Origin of the sequence: Brevundimonas sp. PAMC22021 (assembly GCF_019443405.1) — a bacterium.
GTDB lineage: Bacteria > Pseudomonadota > Alphaproteobacteria > Caulobacterales > Caulobacteraceae > Brevundimonas.
This window is the reverse complement of sequence record NZ_CP080376.1, coordinates 1,060,232-1,079,714: the sequence shown is the minus strand read 5'-3', so window position 1 is coordinate 1,079,714 and position 19,483 is coordinate 1,060,232. Positions and strand designations below refer to the sequence as shown.

Annotated in this window: 18 protein-coding genes and 3 tRNA genes; 4 read left to right on the top strand and 17 right to left on the bottom strand. The window is 67.3% G+C overall.

Annotation, left to right across the window (positions count from 1 at the left end):
• Nucleotides 1-111 precede the first annotated feature (111 nt).
• The 3 genes from KY493_RS05215 (at nt 112) to KY493_RS05205 (ending at nt 2,060) form a co-directional block, all read left to right on the top strand.
• The gene (locus KY493_RS05215; protein WP_219897913.1) at nt 112-1,728 is read left to right on the top strand and encodes an AbgT family transporter; all 1,617 of its coding nucleotides are present in this window, start codon (nt 112-114) and stop codon (nt 1,726-1,728) included.
• A 97-nt stretch (nt 1,729-1,825) separates the two neighbouring features.
• A tRNA-Asp gene (locus tag KY493_RS05210) sits at nt 1,826-1,902 on the top strand.
• 81 nt (nt 1,903-1,983) lie between these two features.
• Nucleotides 1,984-2,060, top strand: a tRNA-Asp gene (locus tag KY493_RS05205).
• Between the two features lie 74 nt (nt 2,061-2,134).
• On the opposite strand, the gene KY493_RS05200 is transcribed toward KY493_RS05205, so the two are convergent.
• Nucleotides 2,135-3,385: a glycosyltransferase gene (locus KY493_RS05200; RefSeq protein WP_219897912.1), complete on the bottom strand. Its 1,251-nt coding sequence runs from the start codon at nt 3,383-3,385 to the stop codon at nt 2,135-2,137.
• 231 nt (nt 3,386-3,616) lie between these two features.
• Between KY493_RS05200 and KY493_RS05195 the strand changes: the two genes are divergently transcribed.
• The gene (locus tag KY493_RS05195; RefSeq protein WP_219897911.1) at nt 3,617-6,913 is read left to right on the top strand and encodes an autotransporter domain-containing protein; all 3,297 of its coding nucleotides are present in this window, start codon (nt 3,617-3,619) and stop codon (nt 6,911-6,913) included.
• Nucleotides 6,914-6,976: 63 nt separating this feature from the next.
• Here the strand turns inward: KY493_RS05195 and KY493_RS05190 are convergent.
• From KY493_RS05190 to lipA, 16 genes are all read right to left on the bottom strand, one after another.
• A tRNA-Val gene (locus KY493_RS05190) sits at nt 6,977-7,053 on the bottom strand.
• Nucleotides 7,054-7,089: 36 nt separating this feature from the next.
• Nucleotides 7,090-7,365, bottom strand: coding sequence for an HU family DNA-binding protein (locus tag KY493_RS05185; RefSeq protein WP_219897910.1), 276 nt, complete (start codon nt 7,363-7,365; stop codon nt 7,090-7,092).
• 1 nt (nt 7,366) lies between these two features.
• Nucleotides 7,367-8,773, bottom strand: coding sequence for a dihydrolipoyl dehydrogenase (lpdA, locus tag KY493_RS05180; RefSeq protein WP_219897909.1), 1,407 nt, complete (start codon nt 8,771-8,773; stop codon nt 7,367-7,369).
• Nucleotides 8,774-8,775: 2 nt separating this feature from the next.
• Nucleotides 8,776-9,255 carry a glutathione peroxidase gene (locus tag KY493_RS05175; RefSeq protein WP_219897908.1) on the bottom strand — a complete coding sequence of 160 codons (480 nt, stop codon included), beginning with the start codon at nt 9,253-9,255 and terminating at the stop codon, nt 8,776-8,778.
• 13 nt (nt 9,256-9,268) lie between these two features.
• Nucleotides 9,269-10,624: a pyruvate dehydrogenase complex dihydrolipoamide acetyltransferase gene (locus KY493_RS05170; protein ID WP_219897907.1), complete on the bottom strand. Its 1,356-nt coding sequence runs from the start codon at nt 10,622-10,624 to the stop codon at nt 9,269-9,271.
• Complete coding sequence (locus KY493_RS05165; RefSeq protein WP_219897906.1) at nt 10,624-10,971, bottom strand: DUF5076 domain-containing protein; 348 nt, start codon at nt 10,969-10,971, stop codon at nt 10,624-10,626. The genes KY493_RS05170 and KY493_RS05165 overlap by 1 nt, the downstream gene beginning before the upstream one ends.
• On the bottom strand, nt 10,968-12,380 hold the full coding sequence (locus KY493_RS05160; protein ID WP_219897905.1) for a pyruvate dehydrogenase complex E1 component subunit beta: 1,413 nt from the start codon (nt 12,378-12,380) through the stop codon (nt 10,968-10,970). Before KY493_RS05160 ends, KY493_RS05165 begins: the two co-directional genes overlap by 4 nt.
• Nucleotides 12,381-12,383: 3 nt before the next feature.
• Nucleotides 12,384-13,400, bottom strand: coding sequence for a pyruvate dehydrogenase (acetyl-transferring) E1 component subunit alpha (gene pdhA / locus KY493_RS05155; RefSeq protein ID WP_219897904.1), 1,017 nt, complete (start codon nt 13,398-13,400; stop codon nt 12,384-12,386).
• Nucleotides 13,401-13,517: 117 nt separating this feature from the next.
• Nucleotides 13,518-13,835, bottom strand: coding sequence for a septum formation initiator family protein (locus KY493_RS05150; RefSeq protein WP_219898346.1), 318 nt, complete (start codon nt 13,833-13,835; stop codon nt 13,518-13,520).
• 135 nt (nt 13,836-13,970) lie between these two features.
• Entirely contained in the window at nt 13,971-15,251 is a 1,281-nt protein-coding gene (eno, locus tag KY493_RS05145; RefSeq protein WP_219897903.1) for a phosphopyruvate hydratase, read from the bottom strand.
• A gap of 63 nt (nt 15,252-15,314) precedes the next feature.
• Complete coding sequence (locus tag KY493_RS05140; protein WP_219897902.1) at nt 15,315-15,950, bottom strand: hypothetical protein; 636 nt, start codon at nt 15,948-15,950, stop codon at nt 15,315-15,317.
• A gap of 105 nt (nt 15,951-16,055) precedes the next feature.
• Nucleotides 16,056-16,238, bottom strand: a complete 183-nt coding sequence (gene rpmF, locus KY493_RS05135) for a 50S ribosomal protein L32 (RefSeq protein ID WP_219897901.1) — start codon at nt 16,236-16,238, stop codon at nt 16,056-16,058.
• 123 nt (nt 16,239-16,361) lie between these two features.
• Nucleotides 16,362-16,913: a sugar O-acetyltransferase gene (locus KY493_RS14560; protein WP_219897900.1), complete on the bottom strand. Its 552-nt coding sequence runs from the start codon at nt 16,911-16,913 to the stop codon at nt 16,362-16,364.
• Nucleotides 16,910-18,025 carry an NAD(P)/FAD-dependent oxidoreductase gene (locus KY493_RS05125; RefSeq protein ID WP_219897899.1) on the bottom strand — a complete coding sequence of 372 codons (1,116 nt, stop codon included), beginning with the start codon at nt 18,023-18,025 and terminating at the stop codon, nt 16,910-16,912. Before KY493_RS05125 ends, KY493_RS14560 begins: the two co-directional genes overlap by 4 nt.
• Nucleotides 18,022-18,504 (bottom strand): type II toxin-antitoxin system RatA family toxin, encoded by a 483-nt coding sequence (locus tag KY493_RS05120; protein ID WP_219897898.1) that lies wholly within the window; start codon nt 18,502-18,504, stop codon nt 18,022-18,024. The genes KY493_RS05125 and KY493_RS05120 overlap by 4 nt, the downstream gene beginning before the upstream one ends.
• Before the next feature lie 7 nt (nt 18,505-18,511).
• Complete coding sequence (gene lipA / locus KY493_RS05115) at nt 18,512-19,480, bottom strand: lipoyl synthase (protein WP_219897897.1); 969 nt, start codon at nt 19,478-19,480, stop codon at nt 18,512-18,514.
• Nucleotides 19,481-19,483: the final 3 nt, after the last annotated feature.

Sequence of the window (19,483 nt, the reverse complement as noted above, 5' to 3'; positions counted from 1 at the left end):
TTGTTGAGAATGGCTCGCAGCATAGCGCGCCTTTGTCGCAGGGGCGGCGCTTGCCCGCACCCTCCCACTTGCGGCCTATGAACGTGGGGTTTTCACAAGGGATTATCGCTCATGGGGCTGGCCAGCCGCGTCCTGAACGGCATCGAACGGTTCGGCAACCGCCTGCCCGATCCGGTCTTCCTGTTCCTCTGGCTCATCCTGGGGCTGATCGGCCTCAGCCTGGTCGGCGCGGCGCTGGACTGGTCGGCAATCAATCCGGTAACCAACGAGGTGCTGACGGCCCAGAGCCTGTTGTCACCCGAGAACCTGGAGCGGCTGATCATCGGCATGCCGAAGACGCTGGCGGAGTTTCCGCCTCTCGGCATCGTTATCACCATCATCTATGGTGCCTCGGTCGCGGAGCGCACCGGCCTGTTCGCCACCGCCATCCGCGGCGCCCTGCTGAACGCGCCGCGCGCCATCCTTACGCCGGTCGTGGTGATCACCGGCATGGTGTCGCACCACGCGTCCGACGCCTCATACGTAGTGGTGATTCCGTTGGCGGCCGTGATCTTCGCAGCGGCTGGGCGGCATCCGCTGGCGGGGCTGGCCGCCGGTTTCGCGGCGGTTTCGGGCGGATATGCCGGCAACCTGTTCCCGGGCGCCAGCGATGCGCTGATCCTGGGCATCACCGAGCCGGCCGCGCACCTGATCGACCCGTCCTATTCGGTGAACATCGCCGGCAACTGGTTCTTCATCGTCGGCGTCGTGATCGTCTTCACCCCCGTCGTCTGGTTCATCACCGACCGCATCATCGAGCCGCGTCTGGGCCCCTGGTCACCCGCCTCCAGCGCGCCGGCCGAGCCGTCGGAGAAGCAGCCCCTGTCCGCGATGGAGAAGCGAGGCCTGCTTTGGGCCGGTCTGACGATCCTGGCCATGATCGCACTGTGGGCGCTGATCACCGCCCTGCCCGCTTCGCCCTTCGTCGATCCCGAGGCCGAGCCGGCCCAGCGCTTCAACCCGCTGTACCGTTCGCTGGTCGCCTTCTTCGCCATCACCTTCTTCGCCACCGGGGCGGCCTTCGGAGCCGGCTCCGGCTCGATCCGCTCGCACCGCGACCTGGTGCGGATGATGGGCGAAGGCATTTCGCAGCTCGCGCCCTACATCGTGCTGGCCTTCTTCGCCGCGCATTTCGTGGCCATGTTCAACTGGTCGGGATTGGGACCGATCCTGGCGGTGAACGCGGCCGCAGCCCTTCAGCAGGTCGCCCTGCCGACGCCGCTGCTGTTGATCAGCGTGGTTCTGGTCTCCTGCGTCTTCGACCTGTTCATCGGCTCGGCCTCGGCGAAATGGTCGGCGCTGGCGCCCATCGTCGTGCCGATGTTCATGCTGCTGGGCATCTCGCCGGAGATGACCACGGCCGCCTACCGCATGGGTGATTCGGTCACCAACATCGCCACGCCCCTGATGAGCTACTTCCCGCTGATCCTGACCTTCGCCCAGCGGTGGGACCCGCGATTCGGCCTGGGCTCGCTGATGGCGACCATGCTGCCTTACGCCGCCGCCTTCCTGGTCGCCGGCCTGATGATGGTTGCGGCCTGGGTCGCGCTGGACCTGCCGCTGGGGCCGGGCGTGGGCGTGCATTACGAGCCGCCGCCGCCCGCCGTGGCCGGCCAGGCGCCCGCCGACGGCGGACTTCTGGGACCTGACACGCCGCCACAGCCGGCGGCCGTCGCGCCCGTGCGCTGACAACGCCATTTCCGCCGAAAGCCCGCTTGACGCGCCTGACCAGCCGACCTAAACGACGCCCCTCGCCGCGGCGCACCAGCGCAACGGTGTGGGAAATGCGGGTGTAGCTCAGTTGGTTAGAGTGCCGGCCTGTCACGCCGGAGGTCGCGGGTTCGAGCCCCGTCACTCGCGCCACTCTCTCTAGAGATAGAAGAGTGGCGCAACCGCCTTTTCCAAGACAGCTTTCGAAACAGCTCAAAAGTTTCGACCGGGTATGCGGGTGTAGCTCAGTTGGTTAGAGTGCCGGCCTGTCACGCCGGAGGTCGCGGGTTCGAGCCCCGTCACTCGCGCCACTTCTCCTGATTGCGGGAAGAAGTGGCGCAGCCCCTCTCCTTACCTCTCTAATCTGCTGACGGCATACGGGCGTTCAGTGGACCGCCCAGTCGCCGTCCGGCTGCACGAACGCCGCCTCACCCGTCAGGTCGCCGTAGACCATGCACAGGTCCTCGAACACGCGGCTCCAGGCGAACTGTTCAACGGTGTGGATGCGCGCTGCCTGACCGACGGCCTCGATGTCGCGCTGGAACAGGGCCTCGACGGCCTCGGCGTATTGCGCGGGATCGGCGGAGGCGGCCAGCTGCCCGACGTCAGCCGTGACCGTCTCGGCCACGCCGCCGGCGTTGACCCCGACGACGGGCCTTCCGCAGGCCATGGCCTCCAGCACGATCAGGCCGAACGGCTCCTTGTCGTTGGCATGCACGAAGGCGTCGCAGCTGGCGATGATCCGCGCCACCGCCTTGGGGTCTCTCTCGTACGGCAGGGCGATCACCCGATCCTCGGGCGGCATGCCGGTCCCGGCGCCGACCAGCACCAGGTGATAGGGCGCGCCCAGCTTCTGGACCGCCTCGATCAGCACATCGATGTTCTTCTCTTTGGCGGGTCGCCCGGCGAAGCACAGCAGGCGGGCATCCGCGCCCAGCCCAAGCTTCTTCAGCAGCCAGTCGCGGTCGCGTCGGCCGGGGTGGAAGGTGTCGATCTCCACCCCCAGTGGACGGATCACGATGTTCTCGACGCCGGCCTCTTCCAGTCGCTGGGCGATGAATCGGCTCGGCGACACGACACGGTCAAACTGGGAGAACAGCCGCGCCCAGCGCTTCTCGACCGGCTTCTTGGCCCATTCGCCAAAGTGCAGCGCAGCCAAGCCTGCCGGATCGGAATGGCAAAAGCCGACCACGGGACACCCCGCCCTCTGGCCCGCCTCGATCGCGGCCTGACCCGGCGTATAGGGGTCGCCCGCCTCAATGATCGACGGCCGGGTCGAGGCGAGCCACGCGCCCCACCGCTTGACCGAACTGGGCCAGCGATAGCCGTCGCCGAACGGCAGCTTGGTCGCGCGCAGCTTGATGATTCCGTCAGCGCCCGGATCGTGACGCGCGCCCGGGACCACCAGCGAATGAGCCACGCCTGGCCGGTGGTCGGCGAGCCAGGCCTTTTTCGACATCAGATATCGCTTCACCCCTCCGGATCGGGGTGCATACAGCATGGTGGTGTCCACGAGCCGTGGGCGGGGATCGGCGGCCGACGCCTTCACTCGCCTCAGCGTCTCCGACACTTCTTCGTCCAGCCCGGGAATCAGCCGCAGCTCGCTCTCCTGAACGTCGGTGTCGATCATGCTCATCGTCAGGCCCTCGGCGGTCGCGGGCTCAGCAACGTGCTGAGCCGGAATTTGGATGCGTCGGGGGGTGCGTCGAGCCGTCATCTGCAGGCGGATAGGCCGAGCCAGAGCCAAGCTCAAGAGGCGAGACCACGCCTTGCAATCGCCTCAAATTCGAGAAACTTGGGGCATGGCGGACCGGACCCTGTTAGAGGGTCGCCCACGTCCGTGCGCGTCACCAGGGGTTCTGTCCGAATGCGTATCTTGCTTGCGACCGCGGCCGCGATCGCTCCTCTGACCGTCGCCGCCGGCGCTCACGCCCAACAGGTGATCTCGACCGCGCGCACCACGCCCATTGCGACGGCCACGGCCACGGGCACCGCTCCAGATGCAGTGCGCATCGCCAGCGGCGGGTCCGTCGCGGTAACCAGCGGCGCGGCCGTGACGCTGAACTCGAGCCACACGGTCGATATCGACAATGGCGGCTCGGTCACCATGACCAATGCGGCCGACGGCGCGACCGGCGTGCTCGCCAATGGCGGCAACTCGGGCTCGGTGCTGGTCGGCGGCGCGATCAACATCACCGATTCGATCAATCAGGCCGATTACAAGGACACCGACAGCGACGGCGACCTCGACGGACCGTTCGCGGCGGGCACGGACCGTTATGGCGTGCGCGTCGTGGGCGTGGCGCCTCTCACTGGCGACGTTCGGATCGAGACCGGCGCGACCATCTCGGTCGAGGGCAATCAGAGCGGCGGCGTCTATGTCGGTGCGCCGCTGAACGGCTCGTTGCAGAACCTGGGCACCATCACCACGCTCGGCGACGGCAGCTATGGCGTCCGCACCGTCGGCGACGTCAGCGGCAATGTGGACGTTCTCGGCGCCGTCACGGCGACGGGCGGCGGCGCGACGGCCGTGTCGCTGGAAGGCGACACCGGCGGCCAGGTCAAAATTCAGGGCACGATCAGCGCAACGGGCTACCGCTACACGACGCCGCCCCCCGCTAGGCCGACAACCGGCACGGTCACCAACGAGCTTCTGTATCTTGAAGACCTCGACGCCGACGACCTGCTGCAGGGCGGCCCGGCGGTTGCGATCGCCGGCAACGCCGTACGCGGCGTGGTGCTGGACCGCGCCCCGGCTTACGGCACGGGCGGCCTTGAGGGTGACGACGACGGCGACAGCGTCAAGAACGGCGACGAGGACGACGATCGTGATGGCACGATCAACCGCAACGACACCGATCGCGATGGCGACGGCATCTTGGACGCCAGCGAAGGCACGGCGGCGCTGACCTCTCTGGGCGGCGCCCCCGCCCTGCAGATCGGCTCCACCAGCCAGGTCGTCAGCCTCGGCGCGGCGGGCGCTGGCGACAGCGCCTATGGCCTGATAAACCGGGGAACCGTCACCGCCAGCGGCATCTACGCCGATGTGGACGCCCGTGGGATCCAGTTGGGCGTGGCCGGCGGACAGGCTGTCGCCATCGCCGGCGGCGTCCGCAATGAGGGCACCGTCACCGCGTCGGCGCTGAAGGCCGACGCCACAGCCGTTTCGGCCTTGGCCAACGTCACGGCGCCCGCCCTGATCAACACCGGAACGATCCAGTCCGCCGTGACCAGCGACGGCAAAGACACTGCGGCGGGCGTCTTGGTCGGCGCCGGCGCCAACGTCGGCAGCCTGACCAACTCCGGCGCCATCACGGCCGTGGTCGCCGGCAACCACGGCGATTCCGTCGCTGTCCGCGACCTGTCGGGCAGCCTGACCTCTGTCACGAACTCGGGCGCGATCGGCGCGGGCCGCACGGTCAACACCGCCGACACCACGGCGGTCGACGGCCAGCAGATCGCACTCGACCTCGCCGCCAATACCAGCGGCGTCACCGTCCGCCAGTTCGGCGTGCGCGCCGCGACCGGCAGCACCGCGACCGACACCGACGGCGACGGCGTGCCGGACGCCGCCGAACCGACCATCGTCGGTCAGGTCCGTCTCGGCTCAGGCGCTGACACCTTCAACGTCGAGAACGGCACGGTGATCGGCGACATCAGCTTCGGCGCCGGCGCCGATGCGCTGAACATCACTGGCGGCGGGGCCGTGACCGGCGCGATCCGCGATGCCGACGGCGCCCTTGCCCTCAACGTCGCCAACGGAACGCTGCAGGCCAGCCAGACCACGGCGACCAACATCTCCAGCCTGAATGTCGGCGCGGACGGCGCGCTGATCCTGACGGTGGATCCCACCCAGAGCGCCCCCAGCGGTTTCAACGTCAGTGGAAACGCCACCCTGGCAAACGGCGCGGCGCTCGGCGTGCGCTTCTCCTCGCTGCTGCAGGAGCCTGAGCGGTTCACGGTGGTGCAGGCCGGCTCGCTGAACGTCGGCGCGCTGGATCAGTCCGCCCTGACGGACAACTCCCCCTACCTCTATGTTGTCTCGGCCACGGCCGATGCGGCGGCCGGCCGGCTCTATATCGACGCTCGTCGCCGCACCGCCGAAGAGGCTCAGCTCGGCGCGGTCGAGGCCTCCGCCTTCGACGCCGTTTATGGCGCGCTGGGGCAGAACCAGACGCTCCAGGACCTGTTCGTGCGTCAGACCACGCGCGACGGCTTCATCAACGCCTATGAACAACTGCTGCCCGATCACTCGGGCGGTCCGCTGATGTCGCTGGCCAGCGGCGTGGATGCGGTGACCCGCGCCCTGACCGGCCGCAACACTTCGGCTGCGGCGGGCGAAACCAGCGCCTGGGTGCAGGAGATCAACTTCTACGCCGACAAGGACCGCACCGATTCCTACGGCTTCACCTCCGAGGGCTTCGGCGTCGCCGGCGGCGTCGAGCGCGGCACGCGCCTGGGCGCCTTTGGCGTCTCGGCGGCCTTTACCTCTTCGGACATCGAGGACCCCGAGGCTCAGGCCGAGGAAGTCCTCTCGGCCAATCTTCTGGAGCTCGGCCTCTACTGGCGCGCGCAGGGCCAGTACTGGACGACCTGGGCGCGAGCCGCCGGAGGCTACGCCAGCTTTAACGCCGATCGTTCTTTGGTCGCCGACGGCGTTTATCTGAACAACGAGTCCGAGTGGCATGGCTGGTCGGTGGCCGCCGCTGGTGGCGCCTCCTACGAACGTCGTTTCGGTCGCTGGAACATCAGACCCGAGGCCTACGTCGAATACTTCGGCCTGACCGAGGACGCGCGCACCGAGAGCGGCGGCGGCGACGGTTTCGATCTCGATATCGACGAGCGCGACGGCCACATGTTCTCGGCTGTGGCGGCCATGAACGTAGGCTATGGCTTCGGCCGCGACGGCTGGGTGCGCCCGGAACTGCGCGTGGGCTATCGCCAGAACATCTCCTACGACGCCGGCGAGACCATCGCCCGCTTCGCCAGCGGCGGCCCCAGCTTCACTCTCGATCCCGAAGGCATCGAGGGCGGCGGCCTGATCCTCGGATTCCGCCTCAACGTCGGCAACGAGTTGGGCATGCTGTCGTTGACCGGCGACGCCGAGATGCTGGAGGACTACGTCCGCTATTCGCTGCTGCTCCGCGCCAGCTTCCGCTTCTGATCAGACGCCCCGCCAAACAGAAAGGGCCGCCGGAGCGATCCGGCGGCCCTTTTTCTTGTGCGATGGTAGGCGGCGACGGGTTCGAACCGCCGACCCTCTCGGTGTAAACGAGATGCTCTGACCAGCTGAGCTAGCCGCCCTCATCCATCGGTGCTGCGCTTATTGCTCGTCCGGACCTATCCGTTCAAGGCGCTTTTCAAGCCTTCACCGGGGCGAAACCGCGCGGTGCGGGACGCTGGACGGGCGATAGTCTCGCCCGTCTGCGGATTGCGCGCCAAACCCGCCTTGCGCTCGGCCATGACGAAGCTGCCGAAGCCGGTCAGGCGCACGTCGCGGCCGGCGCTGAGCGACTCGGTCACGCCGTCGGTGAAAGCCTCCAGCGCCAGCTTCGCCTGCTCGCGGCTGATGCCCCCCGCCGCCGCCATACGCCCGATCAGCTCCAGCTTGGTCATGTCAGATGTGGATCACACGCCCATAGGCGTCCAGCGCCGCCTCGTGCATGGCCTCCGACATGGTTGGGTGCGGATACACCGTTCCGTGCAGATCCTCTTCCGTCGCCTCCATGGTGATGGCGGTGACATAGCCCTGGATCATCTCGGTCACCTCGGCGCCGATCATGTGCGCGCCGATCAAGGCGCCGGTCTGGGCGTCGAAGATGGTCTTGACGAAGCCGTCAGTGTCGCCCGAGGCGATAGCCTTGCCGTTCACGCGGAAGGGGAAGCGGCCGACCTTGACCTCGCGTCCCGTCGCCTTGGCAGCCTGTTCGGTCAGGCCGACCGAGGCCACCTGCGGCTGGGCATAGGTGCAGCCGGCGATCGGCGACACCACCTGCGGCGTCTTGAAGCCAGCGATATGCTCCGCGCAGTGGATCCCCTCGTGCGAAGCCTTGTGCGCCAGCCACGGGGCGCCCGCGCAGTCGCCGATGGCGTACAGACCCTTCACATTGGTCTCGCAGTGAGGCCCGGCCTTGATGTGGCCGCGGTCCAGTTCGACGCCCAGCGCCTCCAGGCCGATGTCGTCGGTGTTGGCGGTGATGCCGACGGCGGAGATGCACACTTCGGCCGACAGCGTCTCGGCCTTGCCACCGACTTCCACATCGACTTTCACGCCGTTTGCGTCCTTGGACACCTTGGTGACCTTTGCGCCGATGCGAAACTTCATGCCGCGCTTCTCGAACGATTTCTGCGCCGCCTTGGAAACCTCTTCGTCCTCGACCGGCATGATGCGGTCCAAAGCCTCGACCACGGTCACCTCGCAGCCGAGGGCGCGATAGAAGCTGCCGAACTCGATGCCGATGGCGCCCGAGCCGATCACCACGATGGACTTCGGCATGAACTTGGGCGCCATGGCCTCGCGGTAGGCCCAGATGCGTTCGCCGTCGGCCTCAAGTCCGATCTGCGGCAAGGCGCGCGCGCGGGCGCCGACGGCCAGCATGACCGACTTGGCTTCCACCGTGCGCGATCCGCCAGCCTTGAGCGCAATCACCACCTTCGGCGCAGCCGAGCCCTTCTCCAGCTTGGCCGTGCCTTCGATCACCTCGATCTTGTTCTTCTTCATCAAGAAGCCGACGCCCTGATTCAGCTGCTTGGCCACCCCGCGCGACCGCTGGATGATGGCGTCGAAGTCGAAGCCGATCTTTTCCGCCGACAGGCCGTAGTCCTTGAGGTGCGACAGGCTTTCGTACTTTTCGCCCGACTTCAGCAGCGCCTTGGTGGGGATGCAGCCCCAATTCAGGCAGATGCCGCCTAGGTTCTCCCGCTCCACGATGGCGGTCTTCAGGCCCAGCTGTGAGGCGCGGATCGCCGCGACATAGCCGCCGGGACCCGAGCCGATGACGATAAGGTCGAAGGTGTCAGCCATGGTCAGAGCAGTTTCTCGATATCGGCCTGGATGGCCTTCGGTTCGGTCTGGGGCGCGTAGCGGGCGACAACCTGCCCCTCGCGGTCGATCAGGAACTTGGTGAAGTTCCACTTGATGGCTCGGGACCCGAGGAAGCCCCGCTTCTGCTCGGTCAGCCAGGCATAGAGCGGATGGCGGTTCGGCCCGTTCACCTCGACCTTGTCGAACAGCGGAAAGCCTACGTCATAGGTCAGGCTGCAGAAGGCGGCGATCTCGGAGGCGCGGCCCGGCTCCTGGGCACCGAACTGATTGCACGGGAAACCCAGCACCTCGAACGGCTGATCGGCGAAGGCGCGATGCAACGCCTCCAGACCCTCGTACTGCGGCGTGAACCCGCATTTGGACGCCGTGTTGACGATCAGCAGGGCCTGCCCGCGCCACCTGTCCAGCGACACCTCGGCGCCGTCGAGGGCGCGGGCGGAGAAGTCATAGACCGAGGTCATGACCGCTCTCGCCTCACGCCAGCATGGTGACGGGATCTTCGATCAGCGGCTTGAACGCCTGCAGGAGGCGAGCGCCCGTTGCGCCATCGACCACGCGGTGGTCGCAGGTGACGGTGACGGTCATCACGGTGGCCACGGCCAGTTGGCCGTTCTTGACCACAGGCCGTTGCTCGCCAGCGCCCACGCTCATGATCGCGCCCTGCGGCTCGTTGATGATCGAGCTGAACTGCTTGATGCCGAACATGCCCAGGTTCGAGACGGAGAAGGTGCCGCCCTGGAACTCCTCCGGCTTCAGCTTGCGCTCGCGCGCCCGCTTGGCGAGGTCCTTCGACTCCGTGGCGATCTGCGACAGGGTCTTGGTTTCGGCCTTGCGGATGATCGGCGTGATCAGGCCGCCTTCGATGGCGACCGCCATGGCCACGTCCGCATTGTGGTGCAGGGCAATGCCTTCGGGCGAATAGGAGGCGTTGGCCTCGGGCACGGCCTTCAGCGCTATGGCGGCGGCCTTGATGACGAAGTCGTTGACCGAGACCTTGACGCCGGACTTCTCCAGCAGGGCGTTGACGCGAGCGCGCGCGGCCAGAAGCGCATCGATCTCGACATCGATCGTCAGCGGGAAATGCGGCACGGCGTTGACGCTGTCGACCATGCGGCGAGCAATGGCCTTGCGCATGCCGTCCAGCGGGATCAGGTCGTAGCTGCCGTCCGGGATGCCCATCTGCGCAAGCGTCTGCACCTTGCGCGGCTCGGCGGACGGAGCGGAGGTCTGCTGCGCCGCAGCCGGAGCGCCGGTTCCCTGCCCCGCGCCTTCCACGTCGCGCCTGACGATGCGGCCATGAGGGCCGGAGCCCTTGATCGACTTCAGGTCCAGCCCGGCCTGGGCCGCGAGGCGGCGCGCCAGAGGCGAGGCGAAGACGCGCTCGCCCTGCGGCCTGGACAACGTCGAGTCCGATCCGCCCTGAGGCGTCAGCACCTGCTGCGCCGACTTCACCCCGTCGGGGGTAGCCACCGCGTCGCCGCTTTCGTGTCCAGCAGGAGCCGGCTTGGCGTCAGATGACGTCGGCGAGGATGGCGATGGCTCAGGCTTTGCGTCCTCAGCCTTCGGAGCCGGCTTCGGCGCCGCGGCGCCGCCTTCGTCCTTCAGTCGCGCGATGGGCGTGTTGACCTTCACGTTCTCGGCGCCCTCGGCCACGAGGATTTCCAGCACCTCGCCCTCATCGACGGCCTCTACCTCCATGGTCGCCTTGTCGGTCTCGATCTCGGCGATGACGTCGCCGGCGGAGACCACGTCGCCGACCTTGACGTGCCATTTGGCGAGCACGCCCTCCTCCATCGTGGGGGACAGGGCGGGCATCAGGATGTCGGTCATCAGGCTTTTCCCCCAGCTTGAGCGACCGGCTCGGCGACGGTGCGGACATTGTCCGCCTTCACCACCTCGCTGATCCCCTCGAGGATACGATTATAGGCGGCCGTTTCATCATGGCCGTGACGGACGGCATAGCCATGCGCCATGTGACGGGCCGCGTAGGCCAGCAGCCGCCCGAACTGGATGGGATCGTTGAAGGCCGGCTTCACGGACATCACCGGCTCGTTCTTCGACCACCACATGCGCAGCACCTCAATGGCCTGTGGATCGGCCGCGACGCTGTCCGGCGTCGTCATCACAAAGGCCGATGGATCGCCGGCCTCCTGATCGAAGTCGTTGGGTGCGCTCAAGCGACCACCTGCTTCACCGCCTTGATGATCTTGTCGACGCCAGGCAGCGACAGGGCTTCCAGGTTGGCGGCGTAGGGCAGCGGCACGTCTTCCTGGTGCACGCGCAGCGGCGGCGCATCCAGATAGTCGAAGGCGTGCTCGATCACGCGGGCCACCACTTCGGCGCCGACGCCCATCGGCCCCCAGCCTTCCTCGGCCGAGACCAGGCGGTTGGTCTTCTTGACGCTTTCGATGATGGTCTCGTGGTCCAGGGGACGCAGGGTCCGCAAATCCACGACCTCGGCCTCGATGCCCTCCTCCGCCAGCTTCTCGGCGGCGGCGAGCGCAAAGCCGACCATGCGGCTGTGGGCGGTGATGGTGACGTCCTTGCCCTCGCGGCGGACCTTGGCCTTGCCGATCGGGAGGACGTAGTCCTCGACCTCCGGCACGTCGAACTCGAGCCCGTACATCATCTCGTGCTCAAGGAAGACGATGGGGTTCGGATCGCGGATGGCGGCCTTGAGCAGGCCCTTGGCGTCAGCAGCATCGTAGGGCGCGATGACCTTCAGCCCAGGCACCTGGGCGTACCATGCCGAATAATCCTGGCTGTGCTGAGCCCCGACCCGACTGGCCGCGCCATTCGGACCGCGGAAGACGATGGGCGCGCGGATCTGGCCGCCCGACATGTACAGCGTCTTGGCCGCCGAGTTGATGATGTGGTCGATCGCCTGCATGGCGAAGTTGAAGGTCATGAACTCGACGATCGGCTTGAGGCCGCTCATCGCCGCACCCACGCCGAGACCCGCAAAGCCGTGCTCGGTGATCGGGGTGTCCACCACGCGACGATCGCCGAACTCCTGCAGCAGCTCGCGGCTGACCTTGTAAGCGCCCTGGTACTGCGCCACCTCCTCGCCGATCAGGAAGACGTTCTCGTCGCGGCGCATCTCCTCGGCCATGGCGTCGCGCAGGGCGTCGCGGATTGTGGTCTTGACCAGCTTGGCGTCGGCCGGAATCTCCGGGTCCTTCAGCGTCTCCTTCGGGGTCACCGGCGTCGCGCCCTCGCCTTCCGGCTGCGGTTTGGCGGCTTCGGGAGGAGACTTCTCGGGATCGCCCGCCTTTTGCTCGTCGGCGCCGTCCTTGGCCACCGCCGAAGAGGCCGAGGCCGCGTTGGTTGCGGGCGACGCGCCCGCGTCATCGCCCGACAGGCGCGCGATGGGCGTGTTGACCTTTACGTTCTCGGCGCCCTCGGCCACGAGGATTTCCAGCACCTCGCCCTCGTCGACGGCCTCCACCTCCATGGTCGCCTTGTCGGTCTCGATCTCGGCGATCACCTGGCCGGCCGACACGGTGTCGCCCGCCTTGATGTGCCACTTGGTCAGCGTGCCCTCTTCCATCGTGGGGGACAGCGCCGGCATCAGAATGTCGGTCACGGATCAGGCCTCCACGTAGACGTCGGTATAGAGCTCGGACGGGTCCGGCTCCGGGCTCTCTTGAGCGAATTGAACGGATTCCGCCACGATGGCCTTGATCTCGGCGTCGATGGCCTTGAGCTCCTCTTCGGTCGCGTTGGCGGCCTGAAGCAGGGTCTTGATGTGGTCGATGGGGTCGCGGGTCTTCTTGACCTCATCGACCTCTTCCTTGGTCCGGTACTTGGCCGGATCGGACATCGAGTGGCCGCGATAGCGGTAGGTCTTCACTTCCAGGATGTAGGGGCCTTCGCCGTTGCGGGCGCGCTCCACTGCCTTCTTGACCGCGTCGCGCACGGCGATCACGTCCATGCCGTCGACCTGTTCGCCCGGAATGCCGAAGCTGGCGCCCCGCTGCGACAGCTGCGTCGTGGCCGACGAGCGCTCGATGCTCGTGCCCATGGCGTACTGGTTGTTCTCTATGATGTAGATGGCCGGCAGCTTCCACAGCTGCGCCATGTTGAAGCTCTCGTAGACCTGACCCTGGTTGGCCGCGCCGTCGCCGAAGTAGATGAAGGCGACCGAGTCGTCGCCCCGGTACTTGCCGGCGAACGCCAGGCCGGTGCCCAGCGCCACTTGGGCGCCGACGATGCCGTGACCGCCATAGAAGCCGGTCGGCACGTCGAACATGTGCATCGAGCCGCCCTTGCCCTTGGACGAGCCGCCGATACGGCCGGTCAACTCGGCCATCACTTCCTTGGGATCCATGCCGGCGGCCAGCATGTGGCCGTGGTCGCGGTAGCCCGTGATGATCTTGTCGTGGCCCTGCTTGACGCTTTCCTGCACGCCCACCGCCACTGCCTCCTGGCCGATATACAGGTGGCAGAAGCCGCCGATCAGGCCCATGCCGTACAGTTGGCCCGCGCGCTCCTCGAAGCGGCGGATCAGCACCATCTCGCGATAGAAGCGCAGCAGGTCTTCCTTGGACGCGGGCGGCGGCGTGTTGGGGATGGAGTCAGGGGTCTTCTGGGCGGCTTTCGCCATCGGGCGTCTCCCGGCAACGGCCCCGAACCGGGAGGCCTTCTTGTCGTTACGGAAGGGGGCTTTAGCAGCCTTCCTTTGCGGGATGCAAAGGGAAGACGGCCCGGCTGTAACAATAGTTCAAGAGGCGGCGACGGGCGCCGAAACCGGTTTCGGCGCCGAGACGCGGATGACGTAGTCGCGCGGGTCCGAGAAGCCCAGCACGGCGCGCGCGCGCTCCTCCAGCAGGTCGCGCGACAGGCTGTCGGTGCGCAGGTAGCGGACGCGGACCTCCAGGTCCCGGCGCTGCTCGGTCAGCTGGGCCAACTGCTGCTCGCGCTGGCGCAGCAAGGCGTCACGCTCGCCGCCGCTCAGCAGGCCGCGCTCGCCCGTCAGAGCCTGCACGCCCAGGTAGCCGATCAGCAAGGCAAGTACGATGGACAGGCGGTACGGCTTCATCTTGTCGAGCACTACGGACGCTCCTTCTGAGCGCAGAACACAGTCAACGGACTGTGGCCGAAAATGCCTAACGAACCGTAGCTTGACCGTTGAGATCGGCTCCCGTCGCTGATCGCGCCGGGAGCCGAATCATCCTCAGCGCGACAGCAGCATGCCGTCGCCGTAGTAGACGCCTTGATCGCCCAGCATCTCTTCCAGGCGCAGCAGCTGGTTGTACTTGGCCACCCGGTCCGAACGCGCCAGAGAGCCGGTCTTGATCTGTCCGCAGTTGGTGGCGACGGCCAGGTCCGCGATCGTCGAATCCTCGGTCTCGCCTGAACGGTGGCTCATCACGGCGGTGTAGCCGGCGCGGTGCGCCATATCGACCGCATCCAGGGTCTCGGACAGGGTGCCGATCTGGTTGACCTTGATCAGGATGGAGTTCGCCAGGCCCTCGCCGATGCCGGCGGCCAGGCGGGCGGGATTGGTCACGAACAGGTCGTCGCCGACCAGCTGGATGCGGTCCCCCAGGCGCTCGGTCAGCAGCTTCCAGCCTTCGAAATCGTCCTCGGCCATGCCGTCCTCGATCGAGACGATCGGGAAGCGTTCGCACAGATCGACCAGGTAGGCGGCCATGCCGTCGGCATCCAGGGACTTGCCCTCGCCGGTCAAGGCGTACTTGCCTTCCTTGAAGAACTCGGTCGAGGCGACGTCCAGCGCCAGGTGGAAGTCCTCGCCGGCGAGGTAGCCGGCCGCCTGCCCCGCCTTGGTGATGAAGCTCAGCGCCTCCTCGGCCGAGGCGAGGTTCGGGGCGAAACCGCCTTCGTCGCCGACGTTGGTGTTATGGCCGGCGTCCTTCAGCTGCTTCTTCAGCGCGTGGAAGATTTCGGCGCCCATGCGCAGGCCTTCCGAGAAGCTCTCGGCGCCGGTCGGCAGGATCATGAACTCCTGGATGTCGATCGGATTGTCGGCGTGGGCGCCGCCGTTGATGATGTTCATCATCGGCGTCGGCAGAACGCGCGCCGAGACACCGCCGAGGTAGCGATGCAGCGGCAGATCCGACGAGATGGCGCTGGCCTTGGCCACCGCCAGCGACACGCCCAGGATGGCGTTTGCGCCCAGCCGGGCCTTGTTCTCGGTGCCGTCCAGCGCGATCAGCGCCTCGTCGATGCGGCGCTGGTCCTCGGCATCCATGCCGGACAGGGCGTCGAAGATCTCGCCGTTGACCGCGTCCACGGCCTTTTGCACACCCTTGCCGCCCCAGAGGTCCTTGTCGCCGTCGCGCAGTTCCACCGCCTCATGCGCGCCGGTCGAGGCGCCGGACGGCACGGCGGCGCGACCAAACGAGCCGTCGTCCAGGATCACGTCCACTTCCACCGTCGGATTACCGCGGCTGTCGAGGATCTGGCGGGCGACGATGTCGGCGATGTCGGTCATGGCTGTGCTCTGTCGGCAGGGAAGATGCAGCAGGCTTTAGCCGCCGCGCGCCGAATCGCCAACCTAGGCGCAGCCCTCGACATACTGGATGGCGGGTCCGCCGGCGTGGATCATCGAGACCTTGCCGTCCGAACCGATCTCGTAGCGCACGCCGCGCGCCTCCGGATCGGTGACATAGGCGGTGGACGCCCCCTCGCGCCAGGCGAACAGGTCCTCGGCCGGCGCCGACTGGTACTTGTGGGGCTGAGCGATGACGGCGCCGCCGTATGACGCCTTGATCGCCGTGGCCGCGTCGCCGAGGCCAAAGCCGCGGTCGGTCTTCAGCGTCGCGTCGCGCGCCAGGGTGATGCGCGCCAGCCGCCTGTCCACCATCATGACCCGCAGCCCTTCAGGCGCACGGGCGGGGTGGAACTCGTCGCAGGCTTCGGGATCGGCGCCGCCGACGGCGTTCGGCTGCGAATCAGGTCCCACGGCCGCCGTCACCTCCGCCGCCGTCATGCCGACGCGCAGCGGCCCCCAGCCCTCGGCCGAGACCAGGTTCGGGTCAGCCGATACAGGCGTCGCAGGCGCCGTGCTCGCAGGGGGGGCGCCCTGGGTCGCCGCTGTTGGCGCGGGCGGCTGAGCGGCCGGAGTTTCCTGCCGTTCGCAAGCGGCGACGGCGAGCAGGGCCAGCAGGCTGACGGCGACGGGACGAATCATGGAGGCGCGCCTCTTTCCGTTGATCTCGGCAGGCGTAACGCACGAAAACGGCGCGTGGTTGACCCACGCGCCGTCGAAAAGCTCAGCTTCCAGGTGGAAGAGGGCCTAGTCTTCCTTGGGCGTCAGCACCTGACGACCGCGATAGGTGCCGGTCTTCAGGTCAATGTGGTGCGAGCGACGCAGCTCGCCGGTGTCCTTGTCCTCGACGTAGGGGTTGGTTCCCAGGGCGTCGTGGGCGCGGCGCATGTTGCGACGCGAGGGCGATACTTTGCGCTTCGGAACGGCCATGTCCGTCTCATCTCGTGGTCAGGCGCCGTGGCCGAATGGGCGTAAGCGCAGAAAACAGAAGCGGCGGCCCTGGGACAGAGCCGCCACGTGAGCGCGGGCTTATGCCTCAAGCCGCTGGCGATTTCAAGCGGGGCCGATCTGCTTGATCATCCGCGCCGGATTGCCTGCGACCACGACGTCCGCCGGCACGTCCCGGGTCACCACCGCGCCCGCCCCGATCACCGCTCGGTCGCCGACCGTCACGCCGGCCAGCACGATGGCGCCGCCGCCGATCCAGACGTCATCTCCGATCCGGATGGTGCGCGCGGTTTCCAGACCCCGCCGCTCGATGGCGTCCAGCGGATGTTCAGGCGTCAGCAGCTGCACGCCCGGGCCGCACTGGAAATGATCGCCGATGATGATCTCGGCGCAGTCCAGAAAGACGCAGTTGGCGTTGACGAAACCGCTGCGGCCCATGTGGATGTTGAAGCCGTAGTCGCAGAAGAAGCCGGGCATCACCACCGCCTCGCCGTCCGCCGCCTGGATCAGATCGTTGACCAGGGCGCGGCGTGTGTCGCGATCCGGCTCCTGGTTGATGCGGATCGTCAGCCCGACCGCCCTCGCTCGCCCGTCCCGCAGTTCCGGATCGCCCGGATCGTACGGCAGGCCGGCGATCATCTTTTCGCGTTCGGTCATGCGTGCTCCTGCAACATGTCAGCCACAGCCTCTCCAATGGCCAGCGAACTGGTCAAGCCGGGGCTCTCGATGCCGAACAGGACGACCAGACCCGCGATTCCGTGTTGCTCGGCGCCATGCAGCTGGAAGTCCGGCTGCGGCTCGCCGGGGCCATGCAGCTTGGGCCGGATGCCGGCGTAATCCGGCGTCAGCGCGTCGTCCGGCAGTCCCGGCCAGAACCGACGCACATAGGCGGCGAACTCGCCGGCCTTTGCCGGATCGACGGAATAGTCCTCAGCCTCGACATAGGTCAGGTCCGGCCCGAACACCGCCTGCCCGCCCAGATCCTTGCGGTAGTGAGTGCCCAGCGCGCCAGGGATCGGCGGCGGATAGATCAGCCGGTCAAACGGCGCCCGACCCGTCAGGCGGAAGTAGACGCCCTTGCCATAGTGCGCCGCAGGGATGTCCATGATTTGATAGCCGTCGATCCGGGCGGCCGTCGCCTGGGCCTGCAGTCCGGCGGCGGTCACCAGAAGGCGCGTGGTCAGCACGGCTCCGCCCTCTCCGCCCGCAGTGATGCGAAAGCCGCCGCCCGGCAGCGGCTCGGCGCGTTCGAACGGGGTGGAGACCACCACCGATCCGCCCGCGTCCTCGATCTCGCCCTGAAGCGCCAGCATGTAGCCGTGGCTGTCGAAGACGCCGCTTTCCGGCGACAGCAGCGCCGCCTCGACGCGCAACTCGGGCTCAAGCGCCAGAGCCTGAGCCGCCGTCAGCCGCTGCACGCCCTCTACGTCGTTGGCGCCGGCCTGGTCGAAGATGGCGTTCAGTCGTCCAACCTCATCCGATTCGGTGGCCACGATCAGCTTGCCGCACTTCCGGTACTCGACCTTGTGGCTGTCCAGAAAGGCGTAGAGCGTCCGCCGGCCTTCCACGCAGAACCGCGCCTTCAACGAGCCCGTCGGATAGTAGAGGCCGCCGTGAATGACCTCTGAGTTGCGCGAGGACACGCCCTGTCCGATCGCGCCTTCCTTCTCCAACACCAGCACCGACAGTCCCCGCGCCGCCAGCGCCCGGCCGCAGGCCAGACCCACCGCGCCGGCGCCGACCACCGTGGCGTCGAAGTCGAAGCTCAAGCGGTGCGGCTCTCAGGCACGCGGGACACGCCCGCCCCGTAACGCCGCCGCGCCTCGCCCTCGAAACAGCTGATCAGCTTGCCGACCGCCCGCTGGAAGTTGGCGTGCAGCATGGCGTCCAGCATCCGCGATTTGAAGGCGAAGTCGATGGTGAACTCCAGCCGCGTTCCCGCCGGATCGGGATAAAACTCCCAGCGGTTGCGCAGATGCCGGAACGGTCCGTTCAGCAGGCCGACCTCGACCACAGGGCCGCTTCGGTCGTGCCGCACCCACGTCGAGAACCGCTCGCGCAGAAAGGAAAATCCGACCTGCGCCTCGGCGTCCACGACGCTGACGCCCTCGCCCTCCTCGCGCGCGTTCCAAGTGCGCATCGCCGTGACCCAGGGCACGAAGCGCGGATAGGCCTGCACGTCCGCGACCAGGTCGGCGAGCTGCTCAGGGCTGTACGGCAGGTATCGGGTAACGCGGTGAACGGCCATGCTGGGCTTAACGCGCCCGCCCGTTCTGCGCCTCGCGCGCCGCCTTCAGCCGCGCGAAGTCCTCGCCCGCATAGTGCGAAGAGCGGGTCAGCGGCGAGGACGACACCATCAGGAAGCCCTTGGCGCGCGCAATGGCCTCATAGGCCTTGAACTCTTCGGGCGTGACGAAGCGGTCGATGGCGGCGTGCTTGCGCGTCGGCTGCAGGTATTGGCCGATGGTGATGAAATCGACGCCGGCGGAACGCATGTCATCCATCACCTGCATGACCTCTTCCTTGGTCTCGCCCAAACCGACCATGATGCCGGACTTGGTGAACTGGTTTGGGTCGCGCTCCTTGACCATTTGCAGCAGGCGCAGGGAGTGGAAGTAGCGGGCGCCGGGTCGGATCTTCAGATACAGGCGCGGCACGGTCTCCAGGTTGTGGTTGAAGACGTCCGGCTGCGCATCGATCATGACCTCGGCCGCGCCGTCCTTGCGCAGGAAGTCGGGCGTCAGGATCTCGATGGTGGTCCGGGGCGCCTGGATGCGGATCTGGCGCACCACCTCGGCGAAATGGGCGGCGCCGCCGTCCGACACGTCGTCGCGGTCCACCGAGGTGATGACCACGTGGTTCAGGCCCATCTGACTGACGGCCAGACCGACCTTGCCCGGCTCCTCCGGGTCCAGCGGCTGCGGCAGCCCGGTCTTGACATTGCAGAAGGCGCAGGCCCGCGTGCAGGTGTCGCCCATGATCATCAGGGTGGCGTGCTTCTGGCTCCAGCACTCGCCGATGTTGGGGCACGCCGCCTCTTCGCACACGGTGTGCAGGCCCTTGTCGCGCACGATGGCCTTGGTGGCGTTGTACTGGCCCGAGCCGGGCGCTTTCACGCGCAACCAGTCCGGCTTCTTCAGCACGGCGCTTTCGGGGCGGTTCTGCTTTTCCGGGTGACGCAGTTCCGAGGGCTTACGCGTCAGGGTGTCGATCAGGGTGACCATGGC